Genomic DNA, 16,341 nt, shown 5'->3' on the forward strand with positions numbered 1-16,341 from the left:
TATAGTCGTATGTGCTGCTTTAGCAGCAATCGTCTGGTTGAGCGCATATGGCTGCATGCGAATGTCCAATGAAACTATAACCGTAAAACCGATTTGTTCAGCTAATGACTGGTTTGAATAATTGTTGAATAAATAGAAAATAATCAGTTGACATGTAACGGGTTCCAACAGATATGCTTGGTCTAGGTACTTAATAAACAATATTTATAAAGTCGATAATGTGGAGGTTGTATGATGATCAAGCTGGTCGTAACCGATTTAGACGGGACATTCCTGAACAATCAAAGTAGCTTTGACAGAGAGCTATTTCAAAGTGTGTATGCACGAATGAAGCAGCAAGGAATTGCGTTTGCTGCTTGTACAGGCAAACAATGTGAGCGTGTAGAAAAGCTATTTGAGGATGTCGGTGAAGGGATCTGGATTCTTGGAGATAGTGCTACACGGATCAAGCGTGACGGTCAGCTCATACGTGAATTTACACTAGAGCGTGAGTTGGCGCAGCAGGCGATCCGCCTGATTACGGAATTTGATCCGCAATTGACGATTATCGCCTGCACGAGCGACTCTGCCTATGTGCATTCATCGATTGATCCAGCGATCTATGATATTGTCAAAGGGTCATACCAGCAAGTTATTCAAGTGGATCAGCTAGAGCAGATCGATACACCGTTCATTAAGCTGACTGTCTACGATCCGTGGGAGCGCAGCACTGCACTTCGCGAGCATATTGAACACAGCATGCTTGGGCAAATTTATATTGTTGATTCCGAGGCACGCTGGCTTGATATTACCGAGCTTCATACGCACAAGGGAGAGACGGTTCGACGCTTACAGGAAATGCTTGGAGTAAGCATGGCAGAGACGATGTCTTTTGGCGATGGTGAAAATGATATCGAGCTGATGGGCGTTGCCGAATACAGCTTTGCTGTACGTAACGCATGTGAAAATACGAAGCAGGCCGCTCAATTTATTACTCGTTCCAATGAGGAAAATGGCGTTCTGCTCACGCTCGACAAAATGTTATCTCTACAGGCGCTGCGTCAGTCGATCTCATAGAAGCAACTACCTGATCAGGAGAAAAGTAACTACCTGATCAGGCGATTCAGCAGCCCTTTCTCTCCTGCTCCAAACAAAAGCCGCAGAATGGACAGCAGTCCCTGCGGCTTTTTCATATATGTACACCATGTCGGTGCATTCATCAGCCTGGTACCTGTATAACGCGTACATCAAGCATTGTATATGTATAGCAGCATCGGCTGCTTGTCCCTCTGTCCAACCATTGCGGTTGCGATCAACCCTGTTCGTTTCTCATTTCAGCAATAGCTTCTGAAATTAGATTCATACCAAGCAGCAATTCCTCACGCCCCGGATGGGTAAAATTAAGCCGAATATAACTGCCGCCCTGTCCGTCAGCATAACATCGTCTGCCCGGTAAAAACGAGACCCCTTTCACGAGTGCACGTTGCAGCAACTGCTCGCCATCCAGCTCATCCGGCAAATGCGCCCATAAAAACATGCCGCCTACGGGTACTTCTACTTCTGTACCACGCCAGTTCGGCCGTTTGAGCAGCTCCAACATTAACTTAAGCCGAATATCGTATTCCCGATTGAGCATCGTAATATGGCTATCCCAGTCAAAACGCGGCGATTGCAACAAGCGTAACAGAATCGCCTGATTCATCGTGCTGGATTGCCAGTCTGCGGTCTGCTTCGCTGCCGATAGCACCTCAATCAACTGTGGATCGCCTGCCGCCCAGCCGATCCGAAGCGCAGGCACAATCGTTTTGCTAAAAGAACCGATATACAGCACATGGTTCCCACCAAGCTCCCGATCGAGCTGAAATAAGCTTGGATAGCGGCGCCGAAAAGAACGTACTTGCTCCGATCCAAAATGCAGATCGCCATACGCATCATCCTCCGCAACGAGCAGCTCATGCCGACGGCATAGCTCTAATACGGCTTTCCGCCGCTCCAGCGTCCATGCTCTGCCCGTCGGATTGCCAAAATTCGGCGATACAAATAACAGCTTGGGTTGATGATCGGCAATCAGTCGTTCCAGCTCTTCGGGTTGCATGCCGTCTTCATCACACTCCACATGAATAACATGGGCGCCCTGCAAATGCAGCACCTGCAAGCAACCTGGAGGTGCAGGCGACTCGATCAGCACCACATCGCCATGATTTACATAAATACGAACGAGCAAATCAATCGTCTGCTGACTGCCTGAAGTGAGCAAAATATCCGCTGGGTCCACAACAAGCTTCTGATCCTTTTGCCAGCGACTGTGCAGCCATTGTCGTAATGCAAGCGACCCGGCAACATCACCATATTGCAATGCAAGCGGACCCGCTGAAAATACCGCACCTGCCGCTTCACCGAGTTGAGCAAGCGGAAATAGCTCCTCTGCCGGCAATTCCTCTGCCAGCGAAATCCATGATTCACGGCGCTGGGCACGGCGATCCGGCCGAACCGAAAAGGGCGGCATTTTGCTTACTCTGGATGCAAATGAAAATTTCACCGTTTCAGCCTCCTGTACGATGCTTTTTCAAGATCATACACCTGAACTTGAATCCAGAGCAACCTTTTTCGAGGTGCCTTTCGCCTTTAATGTACGGATCGGCTCGATACCTACTGATGACTCTACCGCAATCACATTCGGGTGACTTTCCAGCGCACCCTTAAACGATGCGGTATGCGAATACAGCGTATACTTCTCAATCGCCTGTGCGCGACTGCTCACGCCCAGCTTGTCATAAATTTTGCGCAAATAATTATCAACAGAACGGCGGCTTACACGGATCGTCTCAGCGATCTTATCGTATGTAAACCCCTGTGTAATCTGCGTCATAATCGTGTGTTCAATTTGAGACAGTTCAAAATAGCCATCGGTCGGAATTTGAGCAGGCACCGGAACGACACCTTGACCTAGCCACGACAGCGGAATAACCGTTAATCCCTGACGCAAACCACTGATCAGATGCAGCAGTTGGGCAGGCGAAGATTCTTTAGAAAGCACACCACTTGCACCCATGCTCATCAATCCAGCAAATAGGGACAGATTATTATCTCCAGTCAATACAATCACATGGCTATCTGGACTACTACGCTTAATTTGACGCAAATAAAATTCAGCATTGCCCTCTGGCAGTGAATCATCAAGCAAAATCAGATGAGGGTTTGTGCGTGTAGCAAGCTTAACCCCTTCTTTTACCGAACTTGCAGTGCCAACAACACTCAAGCTTTCGGTTTCTTCTAATATGATCTTAGTTCCCAGCATTAAGGCTGGATGATTATCGATCATAATAACCTTCCACATACTATCCATTGGGGCACTTCCTCCCTGTATCCATCTATCTATGTTGCGGACGTCTGGTTGCTAATTATTATGACTGTATAGTTACATATCGGTCAGTAGTAGTGGAATTTTAATCCTATCTGCCGCTTTTCTTCTATTATTCATGCAAGTAAAATATTATTTTCTGGACTTACAATATGTAGTGTATTTCCCTTACAAACTGTACTTTTCGGAAATGGACGCCCCCCTACCCGCATGTTAGAATAAAATTTGTTCAAAATAATAACAAAATGAGGTGATCCGACATGGATTCCAAAACAGCGCCTACTTCGCGTTCAACTACACGTCCGAAGCCCTCAGGCGGAACCTCTACCTCTGCACGATGGTTTTTGGTGTTTTTGATCGTCATGATTGCGCTCGGAGCTACAGCGGCGTATGTATATAGCAATCACTTGAAACAGCAGATGATTACCGCCATCAAAGCGGACACCGAGCGACAGATCGCTACCCTGCAAAGCGACTATGAGACTCGACTGACCACGATGTCAAAGGAAATGCAGCAGCTTCAAAGCAAGGTCGATTCCTTTAACGAGCTGCTCACCTTTACAAAAGATAATGCCAGCAACAAGACGGACAATAGCAACAAGCTGTATACGCAGCTGAATGAAGTACAGAAACAACTTGATACGCTACAAAAGAAAATGGAGCTGCTCAAATGAACAACAGGATTAAACGGTTGAATCGGCTGCTGTTGTTAGCCATCGCGCCATTTGTCGGCGTGTTCGCGGTATTGGTGCTTCAACCACATGAAACCCATATTCCGCTTGATCTGGAGTCGTACAAGCCCCTTACTGCATTAAACAAACAGACGTCAGACATTATGACTGGCTTGCAGCAAGCAGAGCAGGTTGCTGTGCAAACCTCAGCCTCGATTGAGAAAACGACACGGCTGTACAATCGTACCACGGCTGCCATGTCGTCCATCGTACGTACCGCATCAACGCAGGCGCAAAAGCCAGAACAGATTTATAACAGACGCATTACTACCAGGCTTGGTGCTGCGGTAGAACGTGTGAATAGCCAGCGTATTCAGATTGAGCTGTATCGTCTCAATCCGGGTTCGTATCATGCGTATGCGATGAAAATTAAGCTGCGTGATCCAGATGCGATGCGGATGACGCTGGGCAAAGATTCGTTTGGCGGTGCGGAAACGACATTGACGGCGACCCAGCGCTATGGAGCGATAGCGGGCATTAACGCAGGTGGGTTTGCCGATTCAGCAGGTAAACGCTATCCGCTCAGCACAACGATGCTGGACGGTCAGTATGTAAGTGGATTTCAGCCTAGCTTTAAAGACTTATTTTTTGTCGGTATGAATCATTCGGGACAGCTGATCGGCGGCAAATTTTCCAATCAGCAAAAATTGGATTCATTATCGCCTTCATTTGGCGCTTCCTTCGTACCAATCCTCATTCAAAATGGGCAAAAAACACCGATTCCCGACAAATGGCAAAAGACGCCACTCCGTGCTCCGCGTACCGTTATCGGCAAATATAAAGATGATCAGCTGATCGTCATTGCAGCCGATGGCTATAATGAAAACGGCAGCTCTGGCGCCACCCTTCAGGAGTTGCAGGACAAACTCTACAAAATGGGTGTCATCGATGCCTACAATCTGGATGGCGGCGGCTCTACCTCACTTATTTTAAATGGGCGTGTCGTCAATCATCCATCTGACGGTTCGCTGCGTCCGGTGGCAACGAACTTTCTGTTTTTTAAATAGTAAGTATATGAACAGTTGTATCATAGTATACCTAAACACGAAGCCACTCCATACACAGAGTGGCTTATTTGTATAAAACTTCTTTATTATCGTCCTTTCATTCTTTAGCGAGACAATGACGCATCAGTATCTAACACAGTAGGTATACCAATCTCTATTAAATAGAAGACGTGGGATAAGTTCATTGCGCACTCGACTAAAGCAACTATATATTGAAACGGAATATATGTACCACTATATGCAGATAACATTCTCTCAACTCTACTTTTCAGTTGAACTTGAGTTGTGATCTCGCTTATTTGTGATACTACTTCCATGTAATTTCTAAAAAAAGCAATAAGCTTATCATTAGGTGGCTAATTTCTATTGAATCCAATCGAACTACCTCAACTTATTATTAAGATCAATATCGTAAATTAATGACTCTTTTAAAAACCATTTTAAAACTTCATACATTTTTCTCCAGTCAACATCAATCTTATATTGTTCAAGAAATTGCGGGATATTACCAATCAACAAATACCAATTACCAATGTATTCTCTATCCGATACTCTAGAAAACATGGAATTATGAATTATTTTCAAGTAGTGCATTCTAATTTCGTCCAAATCGAAAAGAGAGTAGACATCTACAAAAGGTAAACAAGTATACCATCCATCTGAGTATCTTGATACTTCAAGATATCCGATTTGATTATCTTTAATATAGTCCATGTCTTCTTCATGAATACATCCATTTCTAAATGGAATAAACTCTCCCTGTTCTTCTTTTAATTTCTTCAAAGTCTCTATTCCTCTTTCAATAATCATTTCCTCAATTTTTTCATCATCAATCAATCCTAATATTTTGTAACCATAGTAAACTATAGCATCAAGAACTCTTCTACAATACTTGCTTTGTAATGGGTTTTCTATAGTTGCGTATTCAATTGTCCTACCATAATTATGATATGAGAGCATTTCATGTATCCTATCATCAATGTGCTCAATTGAAAGATGATTTATCTTCTCAGGTAATAAATCGAATATATCTACTCGGAAATCACTATCATTAAATGCACCTATTTGATCTAATTTGTCTATTATTGAGTTATCTTTCATATTTATATAGCTTCTAAGTAAATGTCTAATGCCTTTTTCACTTTGATTCATAACTTTTTTTATTATATCAATCGACTTTAATTCTTCTAAAAAACCAAATTTCTCAAAAATTATTAATGCAGTGTCAAGTGCAAACACACTATAATCTTTTCGATTATAATACATTGTCCATACTCGATTAACTGAATAGATATCAATTTGTCTCTTTTCATGATTTGCTAACCTTATAAAGGATGTCGCATATTCTACTACCTCAAAAGATCCATTTGCAGCTTTTTCTTTAATAACATCATCTAAATTTTTATTATAAAATAAATTGCCCTCTCCAAATAATCCTAATTCGTTGAGTTGGTATTTGAAAGATGACAGCATGGTAGCTGACCTTCTGCCCTCAATGCCATACTCTTCGACAATTCTGCGTAGTTGGTATGTTGATATCTTTTCATCATTATTCAAATACTCATCTAGTATTTTAAAATAAATATCCTCTTGGTCTTGATTAATCCAAACATTAACCATATGTCTTATTAAAATATCTTGCTTATCAAACTTAGATATATCATTATTTTGTAACTCCTCTAATACTTTTTTATAATTCGGCTTACTTTCTCGTTTCTTAAAGTAATACTTTTCATTATTACATGTCTCATATAGATCATATATTTGATTTGAATCGTACATATTATCTGTTAAGTATTTTTTATATAATGCTTCATTCTGTAACTTTAAAAGGATAAAAGTGTTCCATAGAGCGCCCGTACTAAATATCTCCTCTTCTATAGTTACATGATCATTCATATATACAAGAATTTGATATACCAAACCATCAAACCCCAGCATATCAGTACGATTAGCCATTTGATAAATCAAGGCAAACGAATAATAATGATATACATCTAGTATTCCTTCTCTATGTTCCAAAACTCTCCTTAGTTGGCTATAAAATGAGGATATTGAATTAAAGTCTAACGTCTTTTTAAGTAAAGTTGAAAAGTTATCAGCTTGGCTATATATAAGTAATAGTTCTTTGTAGAAATCATCAATAAATTCAAATGAGGACAATCTTGACATAAAATCAACATTTTTATTCAACAAACTATTCTGTACAAATTGATTCACTCTGTCTGTTAATTCTGGATAACTTTTAATTTGATGTCTCAGGTATGTGTTAAAACTATCATGAATTAACGATATCCTATTTATTGTCCTTTTAAACAAGTATGGATGCCCTTTAATAAACTCCATGATTGTGTCTACCAGAAAAGGATTTTCAAGAATGGCTCTAAGCTCAGACTCTATAAAGAAACTATTGTTTGTTGCAAAAATAGATAATAAGGATTTTGGATTAACCCTTTCAAGTAACATGTCATAATATTGATTTAAGTTTTCAATTTCTAATGTAATGTTAATCTCTTTATGAATTGTATAATGTTCCGCAATAAAGTGAGTGATTATTGGATAGCCATCGGTAACTACATAGATTTTGCTAGCAACTCTGTATTCGTGAATGTTGTAAGCTAATGCAAGATATAATATGGTTTCTTCAGAATTCCAATTCATCAATTCCATTGGTCTCCAACTCACTTCAGCTAAAAGAGGCCTTGATAAAACAATGAGACGAGCATCCTCCAATGAATTAATGAAATCTATATATGATTGAAGTTCTTTCGAATTATAATTTTCAACATGATCAAGACCATCAATAATTAATATTTTTTCTTGTCTTATAATTTCTTGAGTCAGGTCTTTGATAGTATAACTTCTTGGAGATTTGAACACTCCTAACGCCACATCATTTAAAAACACATCAAATTGCAATCTTTTCATTAATAGTTCATCTTGAGATCCAGTCCAAAATCTATATACTATTGCGTCATCATACTTTTTAATCAATTCTTCAACATAATGGCTCTTACCTACCCCAGGCTTACCATATATCCATAAAACTCCCTTCTCTACACTATTTAATGGTTCTCGAATTAAGATTGTTTTGTCACTTAAATCTAAAGACATCCTAATCACTTTTGGTAGCTTCTCTTCATCTACCACGAAGTTTGATGAAGTTATCATAGAAAATGCAAACTGAATTATCTGGATTTCTCTACTTTCAGTACTAAACATCTCATCAAGTAGATTTTGCACGCCAATAGGAGTAAGTGGTATTATCACAATGCCATCTAATTCGGTTGCTGGAAATCCCATAAATTCTGAATCTGTTTCAATTTGATCAGTATTAATAATTACAATATTATTTTCTTCTTGATTATAGTTATTAAGGTTTTTTTTAATTTTCACACTATCTCCTGTTACAACAATATCATCCAATGTAGTATTTGAGTAATTTTTCACCTGAACTCTATAAGTTTCAGTTGCCTCTATATATAAATCATCAAAATTCCCACCTATGATTGCTTCCGACTCAAGCTTTTTGATTTTTCTTTCAACGTCCATCTTTGCTAAAAAAAGAGTAAATATATAATGTTGAAATGTATAACCTTTAAGTGCATTTCTTGCAGCTTGTCCCATAATATCACTCCTGTATAATTAATTTTTTATTTTACCTTTAATATAAATAATAAAATTCCGTTTTTAATTATGATACAGCTCTCTTCATCATAAACAATATTTTCCATACAGAGTAGCACAAACAATACCCAGCTGGCAAAAAAGACCTTCTCGCCTCATTACAGGCGGGAAGGTCTCTATATTTACAATCAAAATAAAGGGAGATGATTCCTATTTGTATGGGACCCATCATCATGGCATGGCGCAATGTGCTTCCTATCTATTTGTTTTTGCACCGGCGTTATCCTGGTCACTCATCCCCTCAAATGTTACTCATTAAATGAATTAGGCATTTTTCGGAATCAAGTTCATTTCCGTTACGCATTGTGCGCAAATATAGCGATCTTTAAACTCGCTTACTTCTTCCATCGAACCACAGAATACACATTTCGGACGATATCTTTCCAGAATGATATGATCACCCTGTACAAGAATTTCAACCGGGTCTCCTTCATTCATTTGATATCTTTTACGCAGCGACTTTGGCAACACAATTCTTCCCAATTGATCAACTTTACGTACAACGCCTGCCGGTTTCATACAATTATACACCTCTCTAGTAATTGATACTGAAGTGTCTGCATTATATACAAACACTCGATGACAAGTGAAGGAAGAATAACAGTTTTATAAAATTTGGAATATAAACTATATATTCTCTATTTCACTATTCTGTATATTCTTCACTTACTTGTTGAATCCTGCTAACTTTTACTAATTTCTATTCTTTCTTTTAGAAACGAGCCTTTTCTCACTGCATCCGATTCTGAAAATTAGCTCAGTCCAGGGAAATCCAATTGCCGTAATGCTTCATATACGATGATGGCCGCTGAATTGGACAGGTTCAGCGAGCGGACATCACCGGACATGGGCATCCGCATTGCCGTTTCCGGATTAGCTGCGATCAGTTCAGGTGGCAGTCCCTTCGTTTCCTTACCAAACACAAAAAAATCACCATCTTGAAACGTAAAGTCACAATATCTGTTTTCAGCCTTAGTCGTGGCATAAAAGAAACGATGCCCACTGTAGGACTTTTGAACCTCTTCAAAAGAGTCATGATATTCAATATGGACAGCGTGCCAATAATCAAGACCCGCTCTTTTGAGAGTAGCATCATCTGTTCTAAAACCCAAAGGATGCACAAGATGCAGGTGAATCCCTGTAGCTGCGCATGTTCTGGCAATGTTGCCAGTATTCGCTGGTATCTCTGGTTCGACCAATACAATGTGTAGTGCCATAGTTCTGTTTCCACCTTTTATCTAGTTCTTTTTGATTATAACCTATCTCGGTAAATTGCGACAGCTTTTGACAAAAAATAGTTGAATTTTTTTAAAAAAAGCCTTCCCAGAAGGGAAGGCTTGTACCTTTTAACGCAAACGAGCTATAAAAGTTGCTCTATTCGCCGTGTTTTTTCTGGAAATCCCGCATAAATTCTACCAACGCCTTACAGCTTTCGTACGGTACAGCGTTATAAATCGATGCACGTAGGCCCCCTACGCTACGATGTCCTTTCAAACCAACAAAGCCTGCTTGCTCGGATGCCTTAATAAAGGCTTTTTCCAGTTCTTCCGTTTGCAACCTAAATGTAATGTTCATATGGGAACGGCTATCGCTATGCGCAGCTCCTTTGTAAAAACCGTTGCTATTATCGATTGCATCGTAGATCAGGTTAGCCTTTTGCGTGTTCAGACGCTCCACGCCTTCCAGACCGCCTTGTTCCTCAATCCATTTCAGCACTTCATTAACCATATAAATAGCAAACGATGGCGGTGTGTTGTACAGCGATCCATTGCTAAGATGAGTGTCGTAACGGAAAATAGTCGGAATATGTTTAGGTGAATGGTTCACCAGCTCTTCACGTGCAATCACAACCGTGACGCCGGAAGGACCGAGGTTCTTTTGCGCACCGGCATAGATCATACCGAATTGGCTCATATCCAGTGGACGGCTCAAAATGTCACTCGACATATCCACAACAAGTGGAACATCCCCTGTATCCGGGAATTGCTTGAACTGTACGCCACCGATCGTTTCATTAGAAGTTAAATGCACATAAGCCGCATTCGCAGCAATCTGTAGCTCTTCAGACGTTGGCACGCGCATATAATGATCTGCTTTCGTAGAAGCAGCAACCTGCGTTTCACCGAGCAACTTCGCTTCGCTGATCGCTTTGCCTGCCCAGCTTCCCGTATCCACATAGCTAGCTACCTGTCCTTCGCCTAACAGGTTCATCGGAATCATCGCAAATTGTGTACTTGCTCCACCTTGCAGAAACAACACTTTGAATCCTTCCGGGTTACCGAGCAAAGATAACAGACGCTGCTCTGCTTCTTTATGTACGCCTTCATATACCGCTCCACGGTGCGACATTTCCATAATCGACATTCCAGTGTCTTCATAGTCTACAAATTGCTTCTGAGCACGCTCCAGCACTTCTAGCGGCAATGCAGCTGGACCGGCATTGAAATTATAAGCTCTCTTCGTCATCTCTTACTCCACCCTTTCAGATTCGGCATGACATCTTTATCCCTGTAAAGAGATGATGTCAGGTTTGTGGTAATTATCGCTATGATATCAGCATTTTCCAGGGTGAGCAAGTGTCTTTTGTCACTCTGGCTTGGAAAGCGAATACTTTTTACACCATGCACGGAATTACTCCCGTTTATAGCTATTTCCGAACAAAGCCTTTACATTGCGATAACTTATTAAAAAATCCTCCGGAACAGTCATTCCGGAGGATTCATTCGCCTTGCGGCTTGTATTACCGTGTAAATCGGCAGTCAGCCGATTAGCAATCGTAGTAGAGGCTGAATTCGTGTGGATGTACACGGATTGCAACGTCTTTAGCTTCAGCGCGTTTGAACGCGATGTAGTTCGCGATGAAGTCTGCTGTGAACACGTCACCTTCCAGCAGGAACTCATGGTTTTTCTCCAGTTCGTCCAGAGCTTCATCCAGAGAAGCAGGTACACTGCGGATGCCTTGTTTGTCTTCATCAGACAGCTCATAGATGTTTTTGTCGAAAGGACCATAGCCCAGTTCGCGTGGATCACGTTTGTTTTTGATGCCGTCCAGACCAGCCATCAGCATAGCGGAGAACGCCAGGTAAGGGTTAGCAGTGGAGTCCGGTGTACGGAACTCGATACGACAACCTTTAGGTGTTACAGCTGCTACAGGGATACGTACCGCTGCGGAACGGTTACCTTTAGAGAATACGAGGTTAACCGGTGCTTCATAACCAGGAACCAGACGTTTGAACGAGTTAGTACTTGGGTTAGTCAGCGCGATCAGTGCAGGTGCATGGTACAGAATACCGCCGATGTAGTGCAACGCCATTTCGCTCAGGTTCGCGTAAGCGCCTTTTTCGTAGAACAATGGCTCGTCACCGTTGAAGATGGATTGGTGAACGTGCATACCGCTACCGTTGTCACCGAACAGTGGTTTTGGCATAAACGTTGCTGTTTTACCGTACTGTACCGCTGTGTTGTGCACGATATATTTGTATTTCAGCAGGTTATCTGCTGTGAATTTAAGAGTATCAAAACGGAAGTTGATTTCCGCTTGTCCAGCTGTTGCTACTTCATGGTGATGACGCTCGATTTTCAGGCCAGCTTCTTCCAGCAGACGACACATTTCGCTGCGGATATCTTGCTGGGAGTCAACTGGAGCAACCGGTACATAACCGCCTTTTTTGCGGATTTTGAAACCGAGGTTGCCGCCTTCTTCTTTACGATTCGTATTCCAGAAAGCTTCGTTGGAATCTACGGAGTACGAGGATACGTTTGTATCGCTCTGGTAGCGAACATCGTCAAAGATGAAAAATTCGGATTCTGGAGCGAAAAATGCCGCTGTACCTACACCGCTGGATTGCAGGAACTCTTCTGCTTTCTCGGCGATACCGCGTGGGTCACGCTCATAGCGCTCGCCATCCGGTGTGTAGATGTTGCACATTACGTTGATTGTCGGATGAGCGGTAAATGGATCGATAAACACGGATTCTGGATCCGGCATCATAACCATATCAGACTCTTCAATACCGCGGAAGCCTGGAATAGAAGAACCGTCAAACGCTACACCATTCACAAAAGTATCCTCATCAACTTCGCTAGATGGCAGTGAGATATGGTGTGCACGTCCCGACAAATCTACGAAACGGAAATCGAACCACTCAATATTGTTTTCCTGTGCGAGCTTCAATACATTTTCTACCGGCATTTGTACTTTCCTCCCCAAATTTCCGAACATTGCAACTTTTTCTAATGTCAAATGTTCATGTTCTCGTTTTTTTTCTGTCGTCATTATAAAACCAAAAACCTGACATCGTCAATAGCCATGTGATATATTTCTGGTTGAAATGTAAGAAATGCTTACACTTCATAGCTTACCAAAAAAGAAATCGCTTCGTCAATCAACGATTGCATAGCGTGTAAGAAATCTCATCACGTATAGAGCACTCCCTATCTACTACGGAGTATACTATACGCTTTAAAGCGTCACACCAGCAAATAAATATAATATTTAAAAGGCATATTACTCCTTTCACACACAAACTACAAGCCCTGCTTAGTGTTTGATACGGCTTTGTTCGATCCATATCGTCTAAAAACAAGGTCGGATCGCTATGAAAAAACGCAGTAAATGCTTGATCTAGCAGCATTTTTTGAAGCAGGTTTGTGATTAATGCTCATTTTTTTGCATTCCTTTGCATGAAATGATGAAAACGATATCTAACAAAGAGAACGCTATGTGAAAAAGAGGCTGATCCGCTCAAGATCAGCCTCTTTACTGTTCAATTTGAAGCAGGAGTGTTCAGCTGTACAAACTGAACACTCCTGCTTCGCTAGGATATAGGAATATATGGTCAAGTGGTTTGTTTTAAGCGTGTGCCGATACGGCAAATTGCTCAGCTGGTGCTTTCGCTGTATTAAAGCTTTTACCGAGAATTGGAGCCAGTTGTTCTAGCTCACGCAGTAAACGAGCAAATTGATCCGGGAACAACGATTGTACACCGTCGCCAGTCATCGAGTTGTCTGGATCGGTATGCATCTCAATAATAAGTCCGTCTGCTCCGGCTGCGACGGAAGCGCGCGTCATCGGCTCAACCAGCTCACGGCGACCTGTCCCATGACTTGGATCGGATATGACCGGAAGGTGGCTCAGCTGCTGGAGCACAGGAATAGCTGACAGATCGAGCGTATTACGCGTGTAGCCTTCAAACGTACGAATGCCGCGTTCACACAGCATTACATCTTTATTGCCGCCAGCAAGAATGTATTCCGCCGCATTTAACAGCTCATCGTATGTGGCGCTGAAACCGCGCTTGAGCAAGACAGGTTTACGAATTTCACCCAGCTTGCGCAGCAGATCAAAGTTCTGCATATTCCGCGTACCGACCTGCAAAATATCCGCGTATTCTGCACAAATATCGACGTATTCTGGTGTCATCACTTCGGTAATCGTCAGCAAGCCATGCTTTTTACCGGCTTCTGCCATCATAATTAAGCCTTCCACACCAACGCCCTGGAAGCTGTAGGGACCGGTACGTGGTTTGAACGCACCGCCGCGTAGCACCTGACCACCAGCCGCTTTAACTAAACGAGCAATCTCATCGATTTGCTCTGCCGATTCGACGGCACATGGGCCACCCATCACGACCAGTTCACCGCCACCGATGCGTACATCACCGATCTCAATGACTGTATTTTCAGGATGGAACTCACGACTTGCCAGCTTGTAAGACTTGGACACTTTGTTCACTGCCTGTACAACGCTATGCTGCTGAAGCCGTTGCTGTAGTGCTGATGTCACGTTGCCGATCATTCCGACGATGATACCATCGTTCGCATGTGACACATGTGCTTGCACACCTTCTTCACGAATGATGCTTACAATTTCATTCAATTGTTCTTGTGAGGCTTGCTTGGATACTTTTGCGATCATGATCATTCTCTCCTTTTTATGTGGACATTGTATGGTTTTGTACAGGTATAGGCATGAATAGAATAATGTCGTTGCGATACAGTTCTTGAATAGCTAGCATGGATTCGAACATCGCGCGTATCGATCGTTGAGAACTGTTGAATTCGATGTATTACTCTTTACGATGTATTACTTCTTTACTTTGATCAATGTTTGCCAGCATTCACTTTAACGCTTGTTCGCTTTTTAGCTTACACGCTTTTAAGCTTTTAATCACTAAAGCAAATATATCGGTTTAAGCTATTTTTGTCAAGCCCAATATATTCTCTCTTTATAGTACCTCTTTACATAGCACCTCTTTTATAGCAACTTTTTTTATATCATCTCTCTTAGTTATGTTCGTTATCCAATCTATACGATCCAATCTGCGCTGCCTGGTGCTCCCCATTTCTGTAATCCTTTTTTCGCTAACGACATAAATTTCACCGCAAATAACAAAAGAGCGCCGCTAATTATTCCGCGACACTCTTTCTTTTTTGGCTAATTACCCATTTCTTTACAACAAAAAGAAACATATTGGCATAGTACAATCGTATCTACAAGTGATAAAAGCCTTATAAGACGCCCTCAGCAGCGATATAAGCGACGTTTAACGACGAACCGGTTGATTGGTCGTTCTACCCTTTTTCTCGCGCACAGGCGGCAATAGACGGTTAGGATTTACGGTACGAACAATCTCCCATGTGGATGGGTCGTCATTATCGTATTTTTCCAAATAATTAATTACTTCTTTGGTGATCGGTGTCGGTGTAGACGCACCGGCGGTGACAGCCACTCTGGACTTGCCTTTTAACCATTCCAGATCCAGCTCAGTAATATCGGAAATTCGGTAAGCTTTCACACCGGCAATCTGCTCCGATACTTGTGCGAGTCGGTTGGAGTTATTACTGCGCGGGTCACCTACGACAATAACGAGTTCAGCCTGTCCGGCTTGCTCTGCAACCGCCTCTTGACGCACCTGTGTAGCGAGACAAATCTCATTATGCACTTCGGCACCAGGAAATTTCTCCAGCAGTCTATTCATAATGTGGCGAATATCCCACTGGCTCATCGTCGTCTGGTTCGTGATTAGAATCCGATCCGCCTGTACTTCCAGCTCAGCGATCTCTTCTTCCTTCTCGATCAGATGTACATGATCCGGGGCAACGCCAATCGCACCTTCTGGTTCAGGATGATTTCGTTTACCGATGTAAATGATCTCATAGCCTTCAGCTGTTTTGTCGCGAATCAGATCATGGGTACGTGTCACGTCAGGACAGGTTGCATCAACGGTAGTCAGCCCTTTTTCACGAGCGATTTTACGCACTTCTGGCGATACACCATGAGCGGTAAAAATAACGGTTCCACTCTCCACTTGATCCAGTATATCCAGTCGATTCGGGCCATCCAGTGTAACGATGCCTTGATCTTCAAAAGCCTGAGTCACATGACTGTTATGCACAATCATGCCTAGTATATAAATCGGGCGCGGCAGATCCAAATTCTGCGCAGCCTGTTGTGCGATCACCATAGCGTCAACGACACCGTAACAGTATCCACGTGGCGCAATTTTTACGATTTCCATCTGGGCTATACACCTGCTTTCTGGGGTTTGCTCATAGTAGCCATACCTTTCCATTA

12 protein-coding genes are annotated in these 16,341 nt (G+C 42.2%); 3 read left to right on the forward strand and 9 right to left on the reverse strand.

Annotated features, from left to right (window positions below):
- Positions 1–234: 234 nt before the first annotated feature.
- Complete coding sequence (locus AAHF22_RS02965) at positions 235–1,056, forward strand: Cof-type HAD-IIB family hydrolase (protein ID WP_347323469.1); 822 nt, start codon at positions 235–237, stop codon at positions 1,054–1,056.
- Between the two features lie 235 nt (positions 1,057–1,291).
- On the opposite strand, the gene AAHF22_RS02970 is transcribed toward AAHF22_RS02965, so the two are convergent.
- A complete protein-coding gene (locus tag AAHF22_RS02970; protein WP_347323470.1) occupies positions 1,292–2,518 on the reverse strand; it encodes an aminotransferase-like domain-containing protein in 1,227 nt (408 codons plus the stop codon).
- Between the two features lie 33 nt (positions 2,519–2,551).
- Positions 2,552–3,325, reverse strand: coding sequence for a response regulator (locus tag AAHF22_RS02975; RefSeq protein WP_347323471.1), 774 nt, complete (start codon positions 3,323–3,325; stop codon positions 2,552–2,554).
- 275 nt (positions 3,326–3,600) lie between these two features.
- On the opposite strand from AAHF22_RS02975, the gene AAHF22_RS02980 reads away from it, so the two are divergent.
- Both AAHF22_RS02980 and AAHF22_RS02985 read left to right on the forward strand, forming a co-directional pair.
- A complete protein-coding gene (locus AAHF22_RS02980; RefSeq protein ID WP_347323472.1) occupies positions 3,601–4,014 on the forward strand; it encodes a hypothetical protein in 414 nt (137 codons plus the stop codon).
- Positions 4,011–5,078, forward strand: coding sequence for a phosphodiester glycosidase family protein (locus AAHF22_RS02985; protein WP_347323473.1), 1,068 nt, complete (start codon positions 4,011–4,013; stop codon positions 5,076–5,078). Before AAHF22_RS02980 ends, AAHF22_RS02985 begins: the two co-directional genes overlap by 4 nt.
- 381 nt (positions 5,079–5,459) lie before the next feature.
- Here the strand turns inward: AAHF22_RS02985 and AAHF22_RS02990 are convergent, their stop codons facing one another.
- The 7 genes from AAHF22_RS02990 to AAHF22_RS03020 all read right to left on the reverse strand — a co-directional run bounded on the left by AAHF22_RS02990 (position 5,460) and on the right by AAHF22_RS03020 (position 16,285).
- A complete protein-coding gene (locus tag AAHF22_RS02990) occupies positions 5,460–8,705 on the reverse strand; it encodes an NACHT domain-containing protein (protein ID WP_347323474.1) in 3,246 nt (1,081 codons plus the stop codon).
- Positions 8,706–9,029: 324 nt separating this feature from the next.
- Positions 9,030–9,284, reverse strand: a complete 255-nt coding sequence (locus AAHF22_RS02995) for an AbrB/MazE/SpoVT family DNA-binding domain-containing protein (protein WP_188773877.1) — start codon at positions 9,282–9,284, stop codon at positions 9,030–9,032.
- A 233-nt stretch (positions 9,285–9,517) separates the two neighbouring features.
- Positions 9,518–9,982 (reverse strand): tRNA (uridine(34)/cytosine(34)/5-carboxymethylaminomethyluridine(34)-2'-O)-methyltransferase TrmL, encoded by a 465-nt coding sequence (gene trmL, locus AAHF22_RS03000; RefSeq protein ID WP_347323475.1) that lies wholly within the window; start codon positions 9,980–9,982, stop codon positions 9,518–9,520.
- A 157-nt stretch (positions 9,983–10,139) separates the two neighbouring features.
- Positions 10,140–11,231 carry a 3-phosphoserine/phosphohydroxythreonine transaminase gene (gene serC / locus AAHF22_RS03005; protein ID WP_347323476.1) on the reverse strand — a complete coding sequence of 364 codons (1,092 nt, stop codon included), beginning with the start codon at positions 11,229–11,231 and terminating at the stop codon, positions 10,140–10,142.
- Positions 11,232–11,532: 301 nt separating this feature from the next.
- Complete coding sequence (gene glnA, locus AAHF22_RS03010) at positions 11,533–12,957, reverse strand: type I glutamate--ammonia ligase (protein WP_347323477.1); 1,425 nt, start codon at positions 12,955–12,957, stop codon at positions 11,533–11,535.
- Positions 12,958–13,617: 660 nt separating this feature from the next.
- Complete coding sequence (gene aroF / locus AAHF22_RS03015) at positions 13,618–14,682, reverse strand: 3-deoxy-7-phosphoheptulonate synthase (protein ID WP_347323478.1); 1,065 nt, start codon at positions 14,680–14,682, stop codon at positions 13,618–13,620.
- Between the two features lie 628 nt (positions 14,683–15,310).
- A complete protein-coding gene (locus AAHF22_RS03020) occupies positions 15,311–16,285 on the reverse strand; it encodes a 4-hydroxy-3-methylbut-2-enyl diphosphate reductase (RefSeq protein ID WP_347323479.1) in 975 nt (324 codons plus the stop codon).
- Positions 16,286–16,341: the final 56 nt, after the last annotated feature.

It is taken from the genome of Paenibacillus wenxiniae, assembly GCF_039822605.1.
Classification (GTDB): Bacteria; Bacillota; Bacilli; order Paenibacillales; family Paenibacillaceae; genus Saccharibacillus; species Saccharibacillus wenxiniae.

Bases quoted from the DNA above. Each gene is read 5' to 3' on its own strand.
- AAHF22_RS02995 (WP_188773877.1), bottom strand. From the start codon at position 9,284: ATGAAACCGGCAGGCGTTGTACGTAAAGTTGATCAATTGGGAAGAATT.
- AAHF22_RS02965 (WP_347323469.1), top strand. From the start codon at position 235: ATGATCAAGCTGGTCGTAACCGATTTAGACGGGACATTCCTGAACAAT.
- AAHF22_RS02980 (WP_347323472.1), top strand. From the start codon at position 3,601: ATGGATTCCAAAACAGCGCCTACTTCGCGTTCAACTACACGTCCGAAG.
- AAHF22_RS03020 (WP_347323479.1), bottom strand. From the start codon at position 16,285: ATGGAAATCGTAAAAATTGCGCCACGTGGATACTGTTACGGTGTCGTT.
- AAHF22_RS02985 (WP_347323473.1), top strand. From the start codon at position 4,011: ATGAACAACAGGATTAAACGGTTGAATCGGCTGCTGTTGTTAGCCATC.
- trmL (WP_347323475.1), bottom strand. From the start codon at position 9,982: ATGGCACTACACATTGTATTGGTCGAACCAGAGATACCAGCGAATACT.
- serC (WP_347323476.1), bottom strand. From the start codon at position 11,231: ATGACGAAGAGAGCTTATAATTTCAATGCCGGTCCAGCTGCATTGCCG.
- AAHF22_RS02990 (WP_347323474.1), bottom strand. From the start codon at position 8,705: ATGGGACAAGCTGCAAGAAATGCACTTAAAGGTTATACATTTCAACAT.
- aroF (WP_347323478.1), bottom strand. From the start codon at position 14,682: ATGATCGCAAAAGTATCCAAGCAAGCCTCACAAGAACAATTGAATGAA.
- AAHF22_RS02975 (WP_347323471.1), bottom strand. From the start codon at position 3,325: ATGGATAGTATGTGGAAGGTTATTATGATCGATAATCATCCAGCCTTA.
- glnA (WP_347323477.1), bottom strand. From the start codon at position 12,957: ATGCCGGTAGAAAATGTATTGAAGCTCGCACAGGAAAACAATATTGAG.